The sequence below is a fragment of the Phyllobacterium ifriqiyense genome (genome assembly GCF_030817885.1).
GTDB classification, from domain to species: Bacteria; Pseudomonadota; Alphaproteobacteria; order Rhizobiales; family Rhizobiaceae; genus Phyllobacterium; species Phyllobacterium ifriqiyense.
On the sequence record NZ_JAUSZT010000002.1, the window covers coordinates 571,634 to 590,244 of the forward strand.

At 54.8% G+C, this 18,611-nt stretch carries 19 protein-coding genes and 1 pseudogene; 8 read left to right on the forward strand and 12 right to left on the reverse strand.

Annotated elements, in window-relative coordinates:
• The first annotated feature begins 17 nt into the window (after positions 1-17).
• The 7 genes and pseudogenes from QFZ34_RS04305 to QFZ34_RS04335 all read left to right on the forward strand — a co-directional run.
• A complete protein-coding gene (locus QFZ34_RS04305; protein ID WP_307277401.1) occupies positions 18-1,919 on the forward strand; it encodes a TRAP transporter large permease in 1,902 nt (633 codons plus the stop codon).
• Complete coding sequence (locus QFZ34_RS04310; protein ID WP_307277404.1) at positions 1,919-2,722, forward strand: SDR family NAD(P)-dependent oxidoreductase; 804 nt, start codon at positions 1,919-1,921, stop codon at positions 2,720-2,722. Before QFZ34_RS04305 ends, QFZ34_RS04310 begins: the two co-directional genes overlap by 1 nt.
• The gene (locus QFZ34_RS04315; RefSeq protein ID WP_307277407.1) at positions 2,715-3,587 is read left to right on the forward strand and encodes a PCC domain-containing protein; all 873 of its coding nucleotides are present in this window, start codon (positions 2,715-2,717) and stop codon (positions 3,585-3,587) included. Before QFZ34_RS04310 ends, QFZ34_RS04315 begins: the two co-directional genes overlap by 8 nt.
• Positions 3,588-3,776: 189 nt before the next feature.
• Positions 3,777-4,583: a transporter substrate-binding domain-containing protein gene (locus QFZ34_RS04320; RefSeq protein WP_307278944.1), complete on the forward strand. Its 807-nt coding sequence runs from the start codon at positions 3,777-3,779 to the stop codon at positions 4,581-4,583.
• A 68-nt stretch (positions 4,584-4,651) separates the two neighbouring features.
• Complete coding sequence (locus QFZ34_RS04325) at positions 4,652-5,932, forward strand: NAD(P)/FAD-dependent oxidoreductase (RefSeq protein WP_307277410.1); 1,281 nt, start codon at positions 4,652-4,654, stop codon at positions 5,930-5,932.
• A gap of 30 nt (positions 5,933-5,962) precedes the next feature.
• On the forward strand, positions 5,963-6,934 hold the full coding sequence (locus QFZ34_RS04330) for an amino acid ABC transporter permease (RefSeq protein WP_307277412.1): 972 nt from the start codon (positions 5,963-5,965) through the stop codon (positions 6,932-6,934).
• A gap of 53 nt (positions 6,935-6,987) precedes the next feature.
• Positions 6,988-7,710 (forward strand): annotated as a pseudogene (locus tag QFZ34_RS04335) (amino acid ABC transporter ATP-binding protein); the annotation flags it as partial.
• Between the two features lie 10 nt (positions 7,711-7,720).
• On the opposite strand, the gene QFZ34_RS04340 reads toward QFZ34_RS04335, so the two are convergent.
• Positions 7,721-8,104 carry a hypothetical protein gene (locus QFZ34_RS04340; RefSeq protein WP_307277417.1) on the reverse strand — a complete coding sequence of 128 codons (384 nt, stop codon included), beginning with the start codon at positions 8,102-8,104 and terminating at the stop codon, positions 7,721-7,723.
• 234 nt (positions 8,105-8,338) lie between these two features.
• On the opposite strand from QFZ34_RS04340, the gene QFZ34_RS04345 reads away from it, so the two are divergent.
• The gene (locus QFZ34_RS04345; protein WP_307277419.1) at positions 8,339-11,458 is read left to right on the forward strand and encodes a LysM peptidoglycan-binding domain-containing protein; all 3,120 of its coding nucleotides are present in this window, start codon (positions 8,339-8,341) and stop codon (positions 11,456-11,458) included.
• An 11-nt stretch (positions 11,459-11,469) separates the two neighbouring features.
• Here QFZ34_RS04345 and QFZ34_RS04350 read toward each other — a convergent pair whose 3' ends face one another.
• The 11 genes from QFZ34_RS04350 to QFZ34_RS04400 are packed head-to-tail and all read right to left on the reverse strand — an operon-like array spanning position 11,470 to position 18,603.
• Positions 11,470-11,862, reverse strand: a complete 393-nt coding sequence (locus tag QFZ34_RS04350) for a flagellar biosynthetic protein FliR (RefSeq protein WP_307277421.1) — start codon at positions 11,860-11,862, stop codon at positions 11,470-11,472.
• Positions 11,822-12,301: an EscT/YscT/HrcT family type III secretion system export apparatus protein gene (locus tag QFZ34_RS04355; RefSeq protein ID WP_307277423.1), complete on the reverse strand. Its 480-nt coding sequence runs from the start codon at positions 12,299-12,301 to the stop codon at positions 11,822-11,824. The genes QFZ34_RS04350 and QFZ34_RS04355 overlap by 41 nt, the downstream gene beginning before the upstream one ends.
• 6 nt (positions 12,302-12,307) lie before the next feature.
• Positions 12,308-12,577 carry an EscS/YscS/HrcS family type III secretion system export apparatus protein gene (locus tag QFZ34_RS04360; protein ID WP_115055039.1) on the reverse strand — a complete coding sequence of 90 codons (270 nt, stop codon included), beginning with the start codon at positions 12,575-12,577 and terminating at the stop codon, positions 12,308-12,310.
• A gap of 2 nt (positions 12,578-12,579) precedes the next feature.
• The gene (sctR, locus tag QFZ34_RS04365; protein ID WP_115055040.1) at positions 12,580-13,239 is read right to left on the reverse strand and encodes a type III secretion system export apparatus subunit SctR; all 660 of its coding nucleotides are present in this window, start codon (positions 13,237-13,239) and stop codon (positions 12,580-12,582) included.
• The gene (sctQ, locus tag QFZ34_RS04370) at positions 13,232-14,290 is read right to left on the reverse strand and encodes a type III secretion system cytoplasmic ring protein SctQ (protein ID WP_307277428.1); all 1,059 of its coding nucleotides are present in this window, start codon (positions 14,288-14,290) and stop codon (positions 13,232-13,234) included. Before sctQ ends, sctR begins: the two co-directional genes overlap by 8 nt.
• 2 nt (positions 14,291-14,292) lie before the next feature.
• Positions 14,293-14,784, reverse strand: a complete 492-nt coding sequence (gene sctO / locus QFZ34_RS04375) for a type III secretion system stalk subunit SctO (RefSeq protein ID WP_115055042.1) — start codon at positions 14,782-14,784, stop codon at positions 14,293-14,295.
• On the reverse strand, positions 14,781-16,127 hold the full coding sequence (locus QFZ34_RS04380; RefSeq protein ID WP_307277432.1) for a FliI/YscN family ATPase: 1,347 nt from the start codon (positions 16,125-16,127) through the stop codon (positions 14,781-14,783). Before QFZ34_RS04380 ends, sctO begins: the two co-directional genes overlap by 4 nt.
• Positions 16,124-16,726 carry a FliH/SctL family protein gene (locus QFZ34_RS04385; protein WP_307277435.1) on the reverse strand — a complete coding sequence of 201 codons (603 nt, stop codon included), beginning with the start codon at positions 16,724-16,726 and terminating at the stop codon, positions 16,124-16,126. Before QFZ34_RS04385 ends, QFZ34_RS04380 begins: the two co-directional genes overlap by 4 nt.
• Positions 16,726-17,403, reverse strand: coding sequence for a type III secretion protein (locus QFZ34_RS04390; RefSeq protein WP_307277438.1), 678 nt, complete (start codon positions 17,401-17,403; stop codon positions 16,726-16,728). The genes QFZ34_RS04385 and QFZ34_RS04390 overlap by 1 nt, the downstream gene beginning before the upstream one ends.
• Positions 17,400-18,206, reverse strand: a complete 807-nt coding sequence (gene sctJ, locus QFZ34_RS04395) for a type III secretion system inner membrane ring lipoprotein SctJ (protein ID WP_307277441.1) — start codon at positions 18,204-18,206, stop codon at positions 17,400-17,402. Before sctJ ends, QFZ34_RS04390 begins: the two co-directional genes overlap by 4 nt.
• Positions 18,190-18,603: a hypothetical protein gene (locus QFZ34_RS04400; protein ID WP_115055047.1), complete on the reverse strand. Its 414-nt coding sequence runs from the start codon at positions 18,601-18,603 to the stop codon at positions 18,190-18,192. Before QFZ34_RS04400 ends, sctJ begins: the two co-directional genes overlap by 17 nt.
• Positions 18,604-18,611 lie beyond the last annotated feature (8 nt).

Here is an 18,611-nt window from a genome sequence, read left to right on the forward strand (position 1 = left end):
TTGAAGAGCCGCAGACGATGACCGGAATCAAAATAACCGAAGGCGCGGTCGCTGCAGGCGAGGAGAGTATTCTATCTCCTGCACAACGCGGCGACCAATCTTTTCTCTCAAAATGTGACCGGCTTCTCGGCCATCTGGTCGAATATCCGGTGGCTGTCCTGGTGGTTGCCGAAGTGGTCATTCTCTTCGCAGGCATCGTCGCGCGTTATGTTTTGCATCGTCCTTTGATCTGGTCAGACGAGCTGGCGTCGATCCTGTTTCTTTGGCTTGCCATGCTCGGTGCAGTGGTAGCCTTCCGGCGCGGCGAGCATATGCGCATGACTGCGCTGGTTGGCATGATGAACCCGGCAAGGCGCGCATTTTTCGACGTGGTTGCGGTGGTCGGTGCGCTGGCGTTCCTTCTGTTGATCATTTACCCGGCCTATGATTATGCCCATGAAGAAACCTATATAACCACGCCTGCGCTGGAGATTGCCAATGCATGGCGGGCGGCGGCACTGCCGGTTGGTGCAGCCCTTATGATTGTTTCATCACTGATCAAGCTTTTTCAGGTTTCCAATCTGCGCAATGTCTTTACCGCCGTGGTTCTCATCGGTACTATTGCTTTGGTCTTGTGGCTGCTTGGTCCATCCTTGAAGACGCTTGGTAATCTCAATCTGCTGATATTCTTCGTCGGGATTGTCGCTGCGCTTGTATTGAGCGGTGTGCCGATTGCCTTTTCCTTTGGTTTGGCGACATTTGGCTATCTGTCTTTGACGACAAGTGTCCCGATGCTGGTTGTCGTAGGGCGCATGGACGAAGGCATGTCGCATCTCATTTTGCTCGCGGTTCCGCTCTTCGTTTTTTTGGGCGTGCTCATCGAAATGACCGGCATGGCGCGGGCGATGGTACAGTTTCTCGCCAGCCTGCTTGGGCATGTCCGGGGTGGATTATCCTATGTGCTCATCGGTGCCATGTATCTCGTCTCCGGCATTTCCGGTGCAAAAGCGGCCGATATGGCTGCTGTTGCGCCCGTTCTGTTCCCGGAAATGAAAGCACGCGGCGCAAAACCGGGTGAGCTTGTTGCGCTACTTTCCGCAACGGGGGCCCAGACCGAAACCGTACCGCCAAGTCTTGTGCTGATCACAATTGGCTCAGTGACTGGCGTTTCAATTGCCGCGTTGTTTACTGGAGGATTGCTGCCCGGGGTGGTGCTTGCCATCATGCTGTGCTTTGTCGTCCGGCACCGCTACCGCAATGAGGACCTTTCCCACGTAACCAAGGCAACTGGCAGCCAGATTGGCCGCGCATTCCTGATTGCGTTGCCGGCTCTGGCCTTGCCATTCATCATCCGCGCGGCTGTCGTGGAGGGCGTGGCGACGGCGACAGAAGTATCCACCATCGGCATCGTCTATGCTGTTCTGGCGGGCCTGCTGATTTACCGGCAGTTCGACTGGAAGCGCCTGAAGCCGATGCTCGTCGATACGGCGTCATTGTCAGGCGCGATCCTTCTTATCATCGGCGCGGCAACGGCCATGGCCTGGGCCTTGACGCAGTCAGGTTTCTCGCGTGACCTCGCTGCAGTCATGAGCGCATTGCCCGGCGGTCCCATAACATTTCTGGCGGTTTCGATTGTCGCCTTCATCATCCTTGGCAGTGTGCTTGAAGGTATTCCTGCAATCGTCCTTTTCGGCCCGCTGCTGTTTCCCATTGCGCAACAGGTTGGCGTGCACGAGGTCCATTATGCAATGGTGGTTATTCTCGCCATGGGCATTGGCCTTTTCGCGCCGCCATTTGGTGTTGGCTATTATGCCGCTTGCGCCATTGGCCGCGTCAATCCGGATGAGGGCATGAGACCGATCTGGGGTTACCTTGCCGCGCTTGTGATCGGGACTATTCTGGTTGCAGCCATACCTTGGATTTCGATTGGATTTCTTTGATGGCAGACAGACTGAAAGACAAGATCGCGATTGTTTTTGGCGCGGGTTCATCAGGCGAGGGTTGGAGCAATGGCAAAGCCACGGCTCTGGCCTATGCCCGCGAGGGCGCCACGGTTTTATGTGCCGATTTGAGCTTTGATTCTGCGAAGGAAACGGCCGAAATCATTTCGGGCGAAGGGCTGGCGGGCATCGCAATTGCGGTTGATGTCACAGATACCAGTTCTATAAACGCAGTCGTCGATACAGCCATTCGGCAATATGGCAGGATTGATATCCTTCATAACAATGTCGGCGTGGTGACGGCAGGCGGTCCGGAAGAGCTCGGCGAAGAGGCTTTCCGGGCATCACTCGATATTAATGTCGGCTCGGTTTTCCGTACGGCAAAGGCTGTCCTGCCCCATATGATGGCGAGGAAATCCGGCGCGATCATCAATATCTCGTCATTGGCCGGGATCCGTTGGACTGGATATCCCTATTTCGCCTATTATACGGCCAAGGGCGCAGTCAATCAGGCTACAGTGGCACTCGCCATGCAATATGCAAAACATGGAATTCGGGCCAACTGCATAATGCCGGGACTGATAGATACGCCCCTGATCTATAAACAGATTTCAGGCAATTACGCTTCCGTTGAAGATATGGTCAATGAGAGAAACCGGCTTGTGCCCATGGGCCATATGGGAACGGCTTTTGACGTGGCCAATGCGGCGGTCTTTCTCGCATCCGACGAAGCACGGTTTATCACCGGCGTCTGCCTCCCCGTTGATGGCGGGCAAAGCTGTTCGGCGGTTGCGGGTGTCTGATCGCAGTCTGATACAACCGGGTCCGGTTGCAGCGCAGCGGTTCGAAAGCTTCGAGGGCAAGGGCCGTAAGTTAGAGTTCACTCTTGCCCCTGGCCTCAGCATCAACGACGCGATTGCGCGTCCATTGCTTGCAGAAAATATCCGGGCAGCGGCGCTGGCCATTGAGGATGGCTCATTTGCCCCGCTTCACTATCTGATGCCGGCTCTATCGACCGATGGTGTTCATGCGGCATGGTATAGCGGTCAATATTCGCCGATGGATGAAACGGAACTCGAGCGCGGCAATGTCACCTTTGGCGAACGCGATGGCGCACCATTCATTCATTGTCACGCGATCTGGAACGAGGCGGATGGCAGTCGCAATGCGGGCCACATCCTTCCGCACGAGACAATTGTCAGTCAGCCGATCCGTGCCACGGCTTGGGCTGTTGATAGTATCGCAATGGTGTCCGAGCCTGACGAAGAAACCGGCTTTACGCTGTTTCATCCCGTACCGTTGAATGAACTGAAAACGGACCAACAGGGGCCGCGCATGGTGTTTGCCCGTATTGCTCCTAATGAGGACATTATTGAATCCTTGGAAGCCATATGCCGCAAGCATGGCATCGAACATGCATTGGTTCGTGGCAGCGTTGGCAGTCTGATCGGTGCCCGCTATCTGGGTGGGAGCATTGTCGATGACATTGCCACGGAAGTGTTTGTTCTTGAGGGAATTGTGAGCGAGGGCGCCGCTGCGACCCGGCTGGAAATCGCAATGGTTGATACCCATGGAACCATTACGCGCGGCTTTCTGGAGCGTGGTGATAACCCTGTCTGCATCACATTTGAGCTATGCTTGGAAGAAATTGCCCGCCCGATGTGGTGAGGGCATGACCCTATAACGAAATTGCAATAAGTTTCGATGCTGCACCGGCAACTGGCTGGGCAACACCTATTGCTTACGCTGGATAAGGGGCGCACATTCTCCCTCCCGCTGTCTTACATAATAATAAATACGGGGACAGGACAGCTCGATCACCTAAGGAGGAATAGTGTGAACAACGTTCTTAAAAGCATGATCTTTGGAGCCTTGGTTCTGGCAACATCCACCGCCGCTCAGGCTGGCACAACGCTTGACCGCGTTATGGAAAAGAAGGCTATGGTCGTCGCTACCAACAGCAGCTGGCCGCCACAGAGCTATCTTGACGATAACAATGAAATGGTCGGTTTCGATATCGATATGGCCAAAGAAATCGGCAAGCGTCTTGGTGTGGAAGTCTCGTTTCAGACGCCGGATTGGGCAACTTTGACCGGCGGACGCTGGCAGGGACGCTATGATGTCGGCGTGGGTTCAGTGACGCCAACCAAAGCGCGTGCGCAGGTTATCGATTTCGCATCGGTCTATTATTACAGCCCCTATGTCTATGTGGTGCACAAGGACAGCAAGGCGAAGTCCGTCGATGATCTGAACGGCAAGGTAATCGGCGTTGAGACCGCGACGACCTCCGAAGATTTTATCCGCCGCCAGCTAGAGATTGACGCGCCAGGATTGCCACCTGTCAAATACAAGATCGAACCGGGCGAAATTCGCACCTTTGCCGATTCCATGCTGCCATTTGACGATTTGCGCCTCGGTGACGGCGTGCGTCTTGATGCTGTCATTGCGCCGGAACAGACAGCGCAGAACGCAGTGAAGAACGGCTATCCCGTCCGGATTCTTGAAGGTGGCTATGCTTTCCGCGAACCACTCGTGGTTATTGCAGAAAAAGGTGATCCGGAATGGACAGCAAAGGTTGGCGAAATCATCACTGCCATGCGTGCTGACGGTACGCTCGCGACCCTGACGACCAAATGGTACGGCAAGGATTATAGCGCCAACTAAGGCTGCGTAAGCTGCGCGCCGCCGAAAGGCGGCGTTGCCCCTCTGCTTCTTCGAGCAATGAGAATCCAATGAACTATATCGATACTTTTTATCGACGCACCATCGCCGATGATAAATCCTTTTCTGCCTTGTCCGGAACTGTCGAGTGCGACACCTGCATTATCGGCGGGGGGCTGGCTGGTCTGACGACCGCGCTGCAACTCGCCCGCGCGGGGCAGGCCGTTGTCGTTCTTGAAGCACAACGTATCGGGTGGGGTGCATCGGGCCGGAACGGCGGCTTCGTCAGTCCGGGTTTTGCCAATGACGGGGAAGCGATCGCACGGGCGACAGGTGTCGAAAATGCAAAGAAATTGCATGGGCTTTCCATTGAAGGTGTGCGGTTTGTTCGCGACACCATAAACGAATTGAATATTGCATCCGCTGCGCCCGTTAATGGGATCATGAGTGTCCTGCGCTATAGCGACGAACAGGCGATGAAGCAGCGAGCCGAATATCTCCACCGGACCTTCGACTATCCAGTTGAATATATGAGCCGGGAACAGGTGCAGGCGAAACTCCGCTCGGAGCGATATTTTCAGGCATTGCGGGACCCGCAGGCCTTCCATATGCATCCCCTCAATTACCTGCGCGCCCTGGCGCGGGAAATCGAGCGCCTGGGAGGCAAAATCTTTGAATCCAGCACTGCAAGCTCAACTGAATTTTCCAAGCCGGAGAAGGTTGTCAGCACTGATATGGGTAAGGTTAAAGCGCGAAATGTCGTCATCACGACCGGCGGTTATACATCCGGGCTGATCGGCAAGCTCAAGCGCAGTTATCTTCCCATTGCTACCTATGTCATGCTGTCCGAAGAGGCACCGGACCTGATCCGGACGGCTATCCAGACGACAGATGCAGTTGGCGATAATCGCAGAGCAGGGGACTATTACCGCGTTGTCGAAGGCGGCAAACGCCTGCTCTGGGGTGGGCGCATCACGACCAGAGCGGCATCCTCTGCCGCCGTTGCTGCGGAGCTCCGTAGGGAAATGGTCGGCACCTATCCGCAACTTGCCGAACTGAAAACCGAAATATCCTGGTCGGGCCTGATGTCATACGCACGTCATTTGATGCCCCAGATCGGTCAGTTGCAACAGGGCGTCTGGTACTGCACCGCCTTTGGCGGCCATGGGCTGAATACGACTGCCATGGGCGGCAAGGTGATTGCGGAAGCAGTGCTTGGACAATCGGAGCGTTACAGGCTTTTCCAGCCATTTGGCCTTGTTTGGGCCGGTGGGCTGGCAGGGCTTTCCGTTGCGCAGCTGACCTATTGGAAACTGCAGGCACAGGATTGGTGGCGGGAACGTCACGCGTAAAATTACTGTTTTTGAATTGGGGGAATTGATATGATTGCCACGCTCATCCTGTCACACCCGAAAGCCGTGAAACGTGTCGGCGCTACCCTCGCCATTCTGGTGGTTGCCGTGCTGCTCTACTGGATGGGCATCGGTGGAGCTTGGGTTGCCAGCATATTCCCCTCGCTTCTTCCGGGCATGGAAGCGTCACCCCAAACCACGCGTGCCGTTGCCGCAATCATTTTCGCGTTGCTGATAGCCGTTAACTGGAAGCTCCTTGGACTTTTGCCGCGCACCTATCAAATCGGTGCCGTTTGGGCAGAGTTGTTTTGTTTGCTGCTTTTATTTTTCTACTCCTTTAATCTGAGTTTCTCTTTCATTGCCAAAAAGATCGGCTTTCTCATCACGCAAGGTGTCGTGACGACGCTCTATATCTCGGTCATTTCAATATTCATCGCCACCGTGATTGCACTTATCGGAGCGATCGCCAAACTTTCGAAAAACGGCGTCGTCTATGGCCTTGCCAGCTTCTACACCTCTCTGTTTCGCGGTTTGCCGCTGTTGATGCAGATTTACATTATCTATCTGGGTCTGCCCCAGGTCGGCTATGTCATCGGCGCTATTCCGGCGGGCATTCTGGCGTTGTCGCTGTGTTATGGTGCCTATATGACAGAGATTTTCCGCGCCGGTATCGAGAGCATACCGCGCGGACAAAGCGAAGGCGCAACAGCACTCGGACTGCGACCCAATCACACGATGTTTCTGGTCATTCTACCGCAAGCCATGCGCGTGATCATTCCACCAACGGGCAACCAGTTTATCGCAATGTTGAAAGACTCCTCGCTTGTATCGGTCGTCGGTGTTTGGGAGATCATGTATCTCGCTCGCACAATGGGTCAGAAGGAGTTCCGCCACATTGAGATGCTGATCACAGCGTCGATGATCTATTGGCTCCTGTCCATTGGCCTGGAGATTATCCAAGCCCGTATCGAAGAGCGCTTCGGCAGGTCACTGAAACGCTGATGTCCTCTTTTGAAGGAAATGCCATGACACTACCCATAGTTTCCGCCGGTGAAATTGAACTGAATGGCGTCCACAAATGGTTCGGCACTTTCCATGCGCTGGATGATATAAATCTTGTCATAGCGCCGCAGGAAAAAGTAGTAATCTGCGGCCCTTCCGGCTCAGGCAAGTCGACGCTTATCCGCTGCATCAACCGACTTGAATCGCATGAGCAAGGAAAGATTGTTGTTGGCGGAATAGAGCTGACGGAAGATGAGGACCAGATTGACGAAGTCCGCCGCGAAGTCGGCATGGTCTTCCAGCATTTCAATCTTTTCCCGCATTTGACGATCCTGCAAAACTGCATCCTTGCTCCCATGTGGGTGCGTAAAATTCCAAAGAAACAGGCCATCGAAACCGCGATGCATTTTCTGGATCGGGTGCGTATCCCTGAACAGGCAGGCAAGTTTCCGGCACAGCTTTCAGGTGGACAACAGCAGCGAGTTGCGATTGCCCGCGCGCTCTGCATGACGCCTAAAGTCATGCTCTTCGACGAGCCAACATCGGCGCTCGATCCGGAGATGGTCAAGGAAGTGCTCGATACAATGGTCTCTCTTGCAAAAGAAGGAATGACGATGGTCTGCGTCACCCATGAGATGGGATTTGCCAAACAGGTCGCAGACCGTGTCATATTCATGGATCGCGGACGGATCGTTGAAGAGGGCAAGCCGCTCGAATTCTTCGACAATCCTCAAAACGAGCGAAGCAAATTATTCTTGAGCCAGATATTGCATTGAGGTCGAACTCCTACGCGAGATAAATCACGCAGGCGATGATGGCAATGAGCGCCGTTAAGACGGCCGCTGCGACGTATCGCGACTTGGCGGATGGGGCCGGTTTGGCGTCTGCGTTCTGTATGGCGGGTGCTATGTTGGAACGGATGTCCACCGATGAAGATTTGTCAGGCGGCAACGAAGTCTGGGGTGGAGCGGCAAGAGGTTTCTGATCGATTGATTTCGAACTGGCACCCAGCTCTACCGAATTTGGCCTTTGCTTGTCGTCGAGAATTTCGTGTTTGCGTTGGCGTGTGGCACCGTCCGCCGCGCGTTCGAATTTTCGCATGGCATTTTCATCATTCCAATTGCTTTCGAGCGCCTGCTGCGATCCCGCATTGTTGATGGACTGAACCAAGAAACCGTCCTTTCTGGATAGTTATGGCTGAACGTCTTACCTCTGCTGTTGGAATGATGGCGAGAACCTGTCTGATTGGCAAATATATTTTGTCAGGCCGTCAATTCTAATTTGCCCTATGTCATAAAACTGTGAGGCACATCTTCCATGTTTCTCCTGCCGTTGCCGGTGAGTCCCACGCGTTCTTTCGCGTAGCAGCAACATTCCGATTTCCCGATCAGGCAGGAGAACGCGATGTCTTTTCGTATAGATGTAGATGGTAAGAACCGCTTTGATGCCAATGGCAACAAGATACCGCTGACCTCTACGCAACAACAGCAACTCTTCGTGGAGCAAATCAGGCAGGCTGTGCGCGAACGTGCGCAGGCAGGCGGGCCAAGCTCATTCGACCCCGACAAAGAAAAGCTGATCGTGGTTCAGCCGGGTGATAGTCTTTGGGAAATCGCCAAGGATAACAATGTGCGGTTTGGCGACGTAGTTGAGGCAAACAAGGGACTTCACGACAATCAAGTCGATTTGGTCAATCCGAATGACATCATCATCATTCCTCATATTGCGCCGGATCTGGCTGCGGACACCGTCAAGGACAGCAAGGGCGTACCGGCGGGCGAGGCTGCTTTCAAGAACGAGCTTTATGAGCGCGGAAATAATCTTCAATATGCAGATGATCCATCCAAGACCGATTTTCCTGGTGAAACCAAAGGCATACAGCAGGATGTAGGGGCCTATCTCGATGGGCTTCCGGCAGGTGAACGGCAGGCCGCCGTTTCAAGGCTCATTGGAAACAAAAGCGATTGGCAGGATGCAAGTCCGGCGCTGAGCGCGATAGAAGCCGCTGCCACAGAAAGGCAGTTGATCGCCGATCCTCAGGAAGCCTTTGCAAAGGAAATCTATGCGACAGGCAACAAGCTGCAATATTCCGATAATCCAAACACTGACTATAAGGCCGGAACCGCAAATATTGCAGCGGATGTAAAGGACTATCTTCAAGACATTCCGGAAGGCGAGCACACCAAATCCCTTCAGGCGCTTTACGATCACGACTGGACCGATGCGGGACCGTCGCAAGTCGCGCTGGAAAACACGGCCAAAGAGCTTGGCATAACACTGCGTCCTTCGACCCATCATGGACCCGAAATCGAGTCGCAGGCACGGCGGATTATTGACGATGCGAAGGCAGCGGGCAAACCGGATGAAGCGTTCAATGCGTTAAATGCCGCCTATGGCAAAGCGCCGGCAGAAGTGCAGGCTGCAATTGACGGCAATGCCGATGCCAAAGGGCTCATAAGCACTGCTGCGACTTGGGCGACAGAGAGGCTCAAGGATTATGATCCTGAAAAGGCGATCAGCGATCAAGGCGATAGTGCGGAATCCATGCGCAAACTGGAAGCCTTGACCAAAAATGCGGATCCACAGCTGGCAGCGCAATTGATGCTTGATGCTTTGCCGACGATAGAGGCTGCAAACGCACGCAAGCAGGAGAAGATTGGTGGTGACCTCATTGGCCTGGAGGGGCAGCAAAATCTCAATATGATTCTTGGTCGAATCGGTGACACGCCAAAAGGCCAGATCGTCATCGACCACTTTATAGACATGGATGTTGGAAACCCCACATCGATGCGTATGGCGATCATTTCAGGCTCAGGCCTTGATTTTCCGATCGAACGAGCTGCGACGTCTCCCTCAAGTGCCTATCTGGAGAACACGATCCTCCCGAGTGTCGTTGAATTCTCCAAAGGTTCTGTGAATGGCAGTGTCGACAAATACTCCGCCCATATGCAGGAGCTCCAATGGCTGATCGCAAATCACGGCGCCACAATGACGCCGGAACAGCTTGAGAAAGCTATTACGGATTATGAAGCGGAGAAGGGTCAGGGCTGGACAGATCAGAAGCTGGCGCTGGAAAATGATGTTGCCGCAAAGGGCAATCAACTTCTCAATCAGATAAGCCAATTGGGAAATCTGCCGCCGGAGCTGTCTGCTCAACAGGGCGCTGCCGATGAAAAAATCAAGGAAATCCTTTCCGACGACAAATCAGTCATGGCTATGCAGGTCGCGCTGAAGAATGATCCGGCGCTACTGGATAAACCTGCTGTTGTTTCCCTGTTATCCCATCAGGCACGCTTGACGGATCGTGGCCGGAAACTTGCAGAAGAAGCAATGACGCAGATCGTGCGCCGGACGGTCTTGCCGTCATTCGGGAATCTCAATCCGAACGACCCTGCCAGCATTGAGCGAGCCAAGGCTGGCATAGCCTCTTTGCACAATTCTCCTGCTGCCAAATTGCTTGGCATACCCGACGATGAATTCAAGAAAGCACTGAGCGCAGTCGAGGAGGCACTTCCGGCAGCGGGTGATACTGAAGCCCAAATGGTCCAGAAGTTGAAAAACCTCGACGCCAGGTTGACTGACACAAATGATGGCATGAAGTCGTTCAAGAATACGACAGTTCCCGGCCAGATGTTGCGCTTGATTGGACTGGCCGCCGTGGGCGTGGGGTTGGCCTCGACATTAAGTCGAACGGGTGAGGACCCATTGATGAAGTTCAAGGTCTTCATCGATGCTGCCGGTGTGGGGCAGCGCACGATCGAATTGCTCAATGGCTTTCAGCAGATCAACCCGGATTCAATGGCCGTGAAACATTTCGGCAGCAGCAGCACGACCGCCGCAAAGTGGTTGGGGTCGGTTGGTGCAAGCTTCGATCTGGTGCTGGCGACGCGCTCCTATATGGGCGGTGACTGGCAGATGGGTACATTGCAGGCCGCCGCTGGTGCAGGTGGTATACTCGCCGCTTTCGGGACTGGATCTATGGCAGGACCGGTTGGTCTGGTCATTGTAGGAGCTGCGGTCATTGGCCAGATGCTTCTTACGAATACCCGCCAGTCGAATATCTATATGACAGACACCTCCATGCGGTTTTTGCAGCACGCCCAATTATCGCAAGAAACCGCGAAGACACTGGTTGATCAGAGCGGTGAAGGGTTCAGTCCTGTTCCATTGCTTGTGAAATATGCAGAGCTGAAGGGCTACAAGCTTGATCAGCCCGCAGACCTTCAAAGCTTCGTCAACTGGCTCAATGCCATACCGCAAGACAAGCTCGCTACACTGCGTGATAATCTGCATCATACGCTTGATGGTCTGAATGGGGACGTTTCCCGCTTTCCCGCCACCGCGGAAGGGGATGCAAACTACACTGATCCGCAAAAGCTCAATCACCGCACACAAAGCGCCTCGGGCAAAGCCGCGGTGACGCTTCCAAGTCTTGCCGACAAGATCAATGACGGTGATGCGAGCCCTCAATCCGTAGCGCAGATTGATGCCACCCTCCGGCAACTTGGCATATCCGTGGCCTGAGGCTATGAGCCTCAGGGTGCTTTTTGGGGTACGCCATCCACGAGCGAACGCATGATGTCCGAGGTTCCCCGGAGGTCCTTTAACTCTGACATCATGTAGGGCACCAGATAGGAAATATAGAGCACCATCAACACGGCAAAAAGCAGGTTCTTGATGGCAAGCGACAGATCGAAAACATGCAGCTGCGGCGACATGCGCGAAAGATAGGCCAGCATCAAATCAGTCAAGAGCAGGGCAAGAACGATAGGTGCAATCAAAATGACCGCGATTTGCATGATGCGGTCCAGAACCCCAAGCAGGGCGGGAATGGCATTCACGTTGATCACCGGGGCGAATTTGACCGCGGGCCACAATTCATAGCTTTTATAGAAGCCATCGACGAGCAGCAGAAACCCGCCTGACATAAAGAAACAGCGCGAGCAGGGCAAAGACAAGAAGAGTTCCGGCAATGCTGGTTTCGCTCACTTGCAAAGGGTCGATCAACTGTGCCGATGTCGAGCCACGTTGCAAATCGACCAGATCGCCTGCAACCTCTGCGCCCCAGAACGGGATGCCGAAGGCGATGCCGATGATCATGCCGACAATCAGTTCTTTAACGAGCAGACCGGTAATAAGCAGGCTGCCGAGCTGCCCTTCGGCAAGAATTCCATTCAGCACCCCGGGGACAGCCGGAATACAGATCGCCACCGCAACGCTGGAGCGGATCATTCCAGTCAGTCCCAGCCGGATGAAGGCGGGCGTGACCATGATCATGCCCAGCGCGCGGGCAACGCTTATGGCCATTGCAACGAGCAAGGGATAGGCGAGGGCAAGGAAGGACGATGTGCTGGAGATAGCGTCCATATTCCACTAACGCGTCATTGCCGGAAAACTGTCAAGCACATGACTTGCCAGATTGGCGACCTGCACGGCAAGTGTCGGCCCAAGCACAATGAGGGTAAGCATGACGGCAACAAGCTTCACCGCCTGTGGCAATGTCTGATCCTGAATCTGTGTCAGCGCCTGTATCAGGCCCACACTGATGCCAATGATAATGGCGATCCCCAATGCCGGTGCCGAAGCAAGCAGAACCGTCAAAAGCGCATTCTGCATCTGTGCAAGAAAAGCGGTCTGACCCACAGCTACGTGCCTCCATAACTTAGTATGAGACCATGCATCAGGCGGGACCAGCCATCGACTGCCACAAAGAGAAAGATCTTCAAAGGTATCGAGATCAGGGTCGGCGACACCATCATCATGCCCATCGCCATCAACACGTTCGAGACGATCAGATCGATGACCAGAAACGGCAGATAAAGCAGGAAGCCGATCTCGAATGCGCGAGTGAGTTCCGAGCTTACGAACGCCGGAATGAGCACAAGCAGACTGTCCGGCTTGAGGTCAGCGCGCGCTTCAGGCGACCACACATTCTCGGTTGCCTGCAGGAAGAACTGACGCTCGTTTTCATTGGTGAACTTGGAAAGATGAGCTTGCAAGGGCGGTCGCAGGGCTTCTGCGGCAGCCCTCATACTATCCATTGATTGCGTGTCGACCTGCTGGGCTTCCAGAATGCGATACATCTCGCCCACGAGCGGCGTCGTTACATATACGGTCAGGATCAGTGCGATGCCGTACAGGACCAGATTGGGTGGCGATTGCTGGATACCCAAGGCGTTGCGAATGAGAAACAGCACGATGGAGATTTTGAGAAACCCCGTCATTGTCACCACGGCAAGCGGGATCAGCCCGATAACCGAGACAACAATGATGATCGGTATGAGATTGGTCTGATACTCACCCAAGCCGGACGACCCTTACGCCCAGTCCAGCGCCGATCTTGACCAGTTCGCCGCTGCCAACCAGACGGCCATTGGCCAATATGTTCACGGCATTTGAAGTGCTGGCGGCAGCGGGCAGGACACTGCCTTCACCGAGCTTGCGAATTTCACTCAAAGGCAGTTCGCAGCGGCCGATTTCAAAGACCAGCTCTACCGGGAGGTCGTCAACTTGTTCGAATCCTGCCGATCCGGAAGGGTTGGTATAGGATTGCGACATGGTGGAAGTCTCCCCGTTCTTTGCGGGCAGGCTCCACCCGCTGGTAAGTCTGTGTGCCTGTCCGTCCGGTGAAATTGAAGCAGTGAACCGTCCCGAGAGAATGGCAATGGGATCGGCCTCCGATGATTCCCTGCGCAGGATCACATCACCGGCTTTGAGACCGCGCAATTCTGCCATCGTCAGGACCTGCGTTCCGGCGCAAAGCTGCACCGGAAATTCGATACGCGACAGCAGTTCCGTCGCCTCGGAAGCATGAGTTTGCTTGATCGCACTGCCAAGAAGCTTTGCGGAATCACGCGTCAGGTGCAATTCAGCATTACGCGGGTAATCGTCGAAATCGAGAACCCACGGCAAGATGATGTCGTAATCCGCGACCTCCTCCTGATCGCCGAAACGAATGGGATATCCGATAATCTCCTCAAGCCGGTCCAATTGTTCCGAAAGAACATGTTCGATCAGGATGGTACGCTGGCGTGGCTCAAGACCGGCAATCATTTTGGTGATGCCGAATCCCTGAACAAGACGCTCAAGCGTGCCTGCCGACAATACCAGTTTACAGGCCCATGGCCCTATGGCGACCGGCACCGTAACTGGATTGAGAAGGAGCGAAGCATTGTCGGCCAGATACATGCCGATTTCAGGCCCGCTCCTGGTCAACTGTACGGAAATGGGCTTCCTCGGAAACATATTCAAAATGGCCATATGATCCGGGTTGACTGAAGGTAGCCAGTCAAGGGGTTCCTTTGCGTCCAGGGGCCGGGTTTTTGAGAATGTTTGCGTCTCTGCGAGCATGTTCATCCTCAAAGTCCCTTGTGAACTGATGATGCGGGCCTCTGCTGGTCCTCATCCTCCAGTTCCGTCATCAAACCGGCGCGTTTGTCCTTTTTGACGCCCTGTTTCTCGAGAAGAAGCTCGAGCTTGTCATGCTGCCGGAGCCTGGCAAGATGTTCGGCGGCTTTTTCGCGGGCTTTATCTGCTTCTTCAACCAGTTTGACCTTTGCCTGCGCCTCCATCTGCTGGAGATGGGCCGCCTGATAGGTCAATGCGGACAGAGCGTCCTGATAATCATCAAGTGCCTGACGACCGAGCAAACCGCCGGACATTTGGTCATACATTGCCGTTTCGCGGCTGAGACGACTTTCATCATTCTGGATGATGCGCTCTGCTGCCGCGTCCACGGCCATTGATGCAGTTCTCTCGGCATTTTGCTGACGAATGGAGGCCTCTTCGGCAAGTCTTGTGCGCAATTTGCGCAGCTCCATGAGCTTTTTCAGGTTCTTTTCCTGGCTCATGCGAGAAGTCCCTGCAATTGCAGTTCAGTCTCGGCAAGTCCGAAATGTTCGTCGCTGCCTTGCCGGAGAAATTGTTCGATCCGCGCATGGCGGTCCAGCGCTGCGTCCGAGCGCGGGTCTGCTCCGCGCTTATATTCCCCGACGCGCAACAGCAGTTCTATATCTTCATAGCGCGCCATGAGATCGCGGACTTGTGCGGCGTTGGCACGGTGGGTTTTACTGGCAACCGCATCCATCAGGCGGCTGCGGCTTCGCAAAACATCAATGGCAGGAAAATGGTTGCGTTGGGCAAGTTCACTGCTCAGAACAATATGTCCGTCAAGAATAGCCTTTGTTTCTTCGGCCACAGGATCAAGCGTTCCGTCGCCTTCGGTGAGCACCGTGTAAAGACCGGTAATGGATCCACCAAGGCCCGGCCCGGCGCGCTCAAGCAAGCGCGGCAAAGCGGCAAACAGGGAAGGGGGAAAACCTCGCCGCGTCGGTGGTTCCCCTGCCGCAAGTCCGATCTCGCGCTGCGCACGGGCAAAGCGGGTCACGCTGTCCATCAGCAGCAACACATGCTGGCCCTGATCCCTGAAATATTCAGCGATTGCCGTGGCGCCATAGGCTGCTTTGACCCGCTCGATGGCAGGACGATCAGAGGTTGCAACAACAACAACGGAACGTTTCCGGCCTTCTTCGCCGAGCTGAATATCGATAAATTCCCGCACCTCGCGTCCGCGTTCGCCGATCAGCGCGATCACGATAACGTCTGCCTGTGTGCCGCGTACAATGCTGGAAAGCAGCGATGATTTACCGACGCCAGCTTCACCGAATATGCCGATGCGCTGCCCGCGTGCCACTGTAAGAAGACCATCAATAGCCTTCACACCCAGCTGCAGCGGATATTGGATTAGGTCGCGTTGCAATGGCTGGAGAGGAACATTGTGCGTGGGATAATAAGTGCCGGTATGCAGGGCTGTGGGCAGGCCCGTGCGGCTGAGAACTTCACCAAGCGGATTGAGAACGCAGCCCAGCAATTCCGGTCCTACCGGAATCTGCAATGTATGGCCGGTGGGTATCACCTCCGCCCGTGTCGACATGCCGTCGAGATCGCCGATTGGCGTGAGAACGGCCTCCTCGTCATGAAAGCCAACCACCTCGGCGGGGACAATTTTTCCCGACACGGGGTCACGCAGATGGCAATATTCACCAATGCGCACCATCGAAACCGTTGCATGCACGATAATGCCGGTAATCTTGCGAATACGGCCCCGGACAGGGCGCGTATCAGCCTTGGCTGCAGTGTCCTGCAGCCGGCCCATGAGTTGGCTGAGGTCGGGCGGATTGAACTCGCGCTTCATTCCGCCGCTCCGTCCTGTCGCTGGGGTGCGACAAGGGCCTCACGGATGGCGGCAAGTTGCGTTTCCAGTCCCGCATCAACAACTGCTATCGCATTTGAAAGCACACATTTGGTGCCGCTCAAACGGGGGTCGGGAAGAACCGTGATGTTCAGCGAAGGATTGACATAGTCAGAGGCGATCCGCCGGGCTACGTCTTCGGCAATGTCCGGAGCGACAGTTATCGTGATGTCCCGCTCACGTTGAAATCCCTGCAATGCATGTTGTGCAAGTTTTGCAACCAGTTCCGCATCGTCGAACTTGCCGAAAATCCTTGAGATGATGGAAAGGCTGAGGTCAACAAGCTGCCGGTCAAGCCCGGCAACATAATCATTGACGCGGGCAGTTGTTGTCGTCAGCAAGGCCGAAGCCTCAAGCGCCCCTTGCTGGAATCCCGCCTGATAACCCTCCTTGCGGCTTGTCTCTTGAATCCCATGGATCTTTTCCATCTGGGCAATAGCTTCGGCTCTGGTCGCTTCGACAAAAGCAAAGCCGTCGATCCAGTGCTTAACATCCTGCTCGCGAATAATCTTTGATCCGGGCATCGTCGGCAACTGGCTCATCACACTGCCTCTTGTGCGGGTGAAGAGTCTGGATTTACCACAAGCCTTCGCATGATCGCTGCGCCAAGGGCACGCTGTTTTGCGTCCGGAAATGGGATGAGAGAACGGTCATTGGCATGTTTCAGGCGGGCCCATGCGCCGATCGCCGCCGGCAGTGCTGCATGCCAGCTCGCAAGGCATCGATAACCATCGGCCTCAAGATTGGCTTCCAAAGCATCGAGGCTGTCCGGGGAAGGCAGGTTGCCTGCCAGATCGCGGTTGGCAAGCGCTGCCTGAAACGCGACCTCACCGATGCGCCGCTTTATCCCGGTTACCTCATTGGTGCGGATTTCGCTGGCCAGAAATTGTGCCCATAAGACTGCACCGGCAAGAGGGATCAAAGCCGCAATCTGATCGGCCGGGATAGAAATCAGATGAACGTCAGCCGGGTCAATGCTCATCGGCGCTGGCAATTCCGGCAATGCGAAACGATCCATCAGCAGTGATGTCAGCTGCCTCTGTACCCTTCTCGATGCCTGAAGTTGCGCCGCTACGTCTGATGAAATCACACCGTCATAGCAGGCAACAATACGCTCCGGGTGGACGAGCTTCGCGGGAGTTGAAATAAGACTGTTCCAATCCGACTGTCCGGATGGAGCGCTTGCTGCTTCGTTGGCCGAACCCAGACCCTCGCTCACTTGGCGGGTCCCACAGGTACAAGCGGATAGACCCGTCTGCGCTTCTTTTGCCAGAACAGGTAGCCGAGCGCTCCGCCAAGACCGAGGACCGCGATGAGCAAGAGACCGAAAAGCCATTTGGCTTTCGCGGCGCTGGCCGGGAGCATCCATATGCCGAGGAATGATGTGAGTTCAGTATTGGTGCCTATAGTGGGACTTGTCACTGCGACCACAGGTATGACGGACACTTTTTCATAGGTAAGTCCGGCAATACCATTTGCTACAAGGGTTTTGATCTGCGGTATCAGCGTATTGATATCCAGATTGGGTTCGTGCCGGATAAAAACCGAGGCTGAAGCGGGAACTGCATTGCGTTGCAGCGGATCATTATCCGGCAGAACCACATGGACCCGGGCGGAAACAACCCCATCAATCTCCGACACAGTGCGGGATAGTTCCTCGCTCAGCGCAAAGATCATCTGCGCTCTTTCCTGGACAGGAGAGGCGACGAGTCCTTCCTGTTTAAAGACGCTGCCCATCGTCGCAAATTGCGTTTTGGGGAGACCGGCCTCGTTGAGAACTGAAACTGCCTGCGCGAACTGGTCTTCATCGACCGTCACAGAAAGCTTGCCATTCTTTTGCAGAACGCGGCCTGCGGGGATGCCCTTCTGGAGCAGGGCGGCAACCATGGCATTGGCCTCCCGCTCTTCGAGATTGGTATAAAGATCCTCTTTACATGCCTGCAGGGCGAGGCAAGTCATCGCCACGATCAGGCATCGTTGTACCGGGCTAATCTCCATGCGAAGCTTACTGACCTTTGACAAGTGTATTTGCTGCGCCTGTTATTTGCGTTGTTCCACGCACGACCATCTGTGTTTCAATCGAATGATCGAACACAGTGCCCAATTCCTGTACGACACGGGCAATGGCATCGCCTTCCACCTTGGCGGATTTTTCGCCATTGCTTCCCGTGCTGGTGAAGGATTGCAGCGAGGTGCCCTTATCCGTTTCATTTGTGCGATTGACGAATTTCCCGCTGCGCTCGACAAACCCTTTCAGGTCCTCAACCAGTGAGCGCCCGAGGTCGGCCGGACTTGCACCCTGTGGCAGCGTCTGGATATTGCGGGACATATGCTCGAAAAGATTTTGCGAAGCGACAGATTGGGTCGCTGTCGCATCTGCCGGCACTGTTGCGGCTACGGCTGCCGAGACTGCTGTCATAACAAATT

Coding starts and splice junctions, on each gene's coding strand:
- QFZ34_RS04345 (WP_307277419.1), top strand. CDS start 8,339: ATGTCTTTTCGTATAGATGTAGATGGTAAGAACCGCTTTGATGCCAAT.
- QFZ34_RS04330 (WP_307277412.1), top strand. CDS start 5,963: ATGATTGCCACGCTCATCCTGTCACACCCGAAAGCCGTGAAACGTGTC.
- sctQ (WP_307277428.1), bottom strand. CDS start 14,290: ATGAACATGCTCGCAGAGACGCAAACATTCTCAAAAACCCGGCCCCTG.
- QFZ34_RS04400 (WP_115055047.1), bottom strand. CDS start 18,603: ATGACAGCAGTCTCGGCAGCCGTAGCCGCAACAGTGCCGGCAGATGCG.
- QFZ34_RS04305 (WP_307277401.1), top strand. CDS start 18: ATGACCGGAATCAAAATAACCGAAGGCGCGGTCGCTGCAGGCGAGGAG.
- QFZ34_RS04380 (WP_307277432.1), bottom strand. CDS start 16,127: ATGAAGCGCGAGTTCAATCCGCCCGACCTCAGCCAACTCATGGGCCGG.
- sctO (WP_115055042.1), bottom strand. CDS start 14,784: ATGAGCCAGGAAAAGAACCTGAAAAAGCTCATGGAGCTGCGCAAATTG.
- QFZ34_RS04355 (WP_307277423.1), bottom strand. CDS start 12,301: ATGGACGCTATCTCCAGCACATCGTCCTTCCTTGCCCTCGCCTATCCC.
- QFZ34_RS04325 (WP_307277410.1), top strand. CDS start 4,652: ATGAACTATATCGATACTTTTTATCGACGCACCATCGCCGATGATAAA.
- QFZ34_RS04310 (WP_307277404.1), top strand. CDS start 1,919: ATGGCAGACAGACTGAAAGACAAGATCGCGATTGTTTTTGGCGCGGGT.
- QFZ34_RS04320 (WP_307278944.1), top strand. CDS start 3,777: ATGATCTTTGGAGCCTTGGTTCTGGCAACATCCACCGCCGCTCAGGCT.
- QFZ34_RS04385 (WP_307277435.1), bottom strand. CDS start 16,726: ATGAGCCAGTTGCCGACGATGCCCGGATCAAAGATTATTCGCGAGCAG.
- QFZ34_RS04350 (WP_307277421.1), bottom strand. CDS start 11,862: ATGTCAGGCGGGTTTCTGCTGCTCGTCGATGGCTTCTATAAAAGCTAT.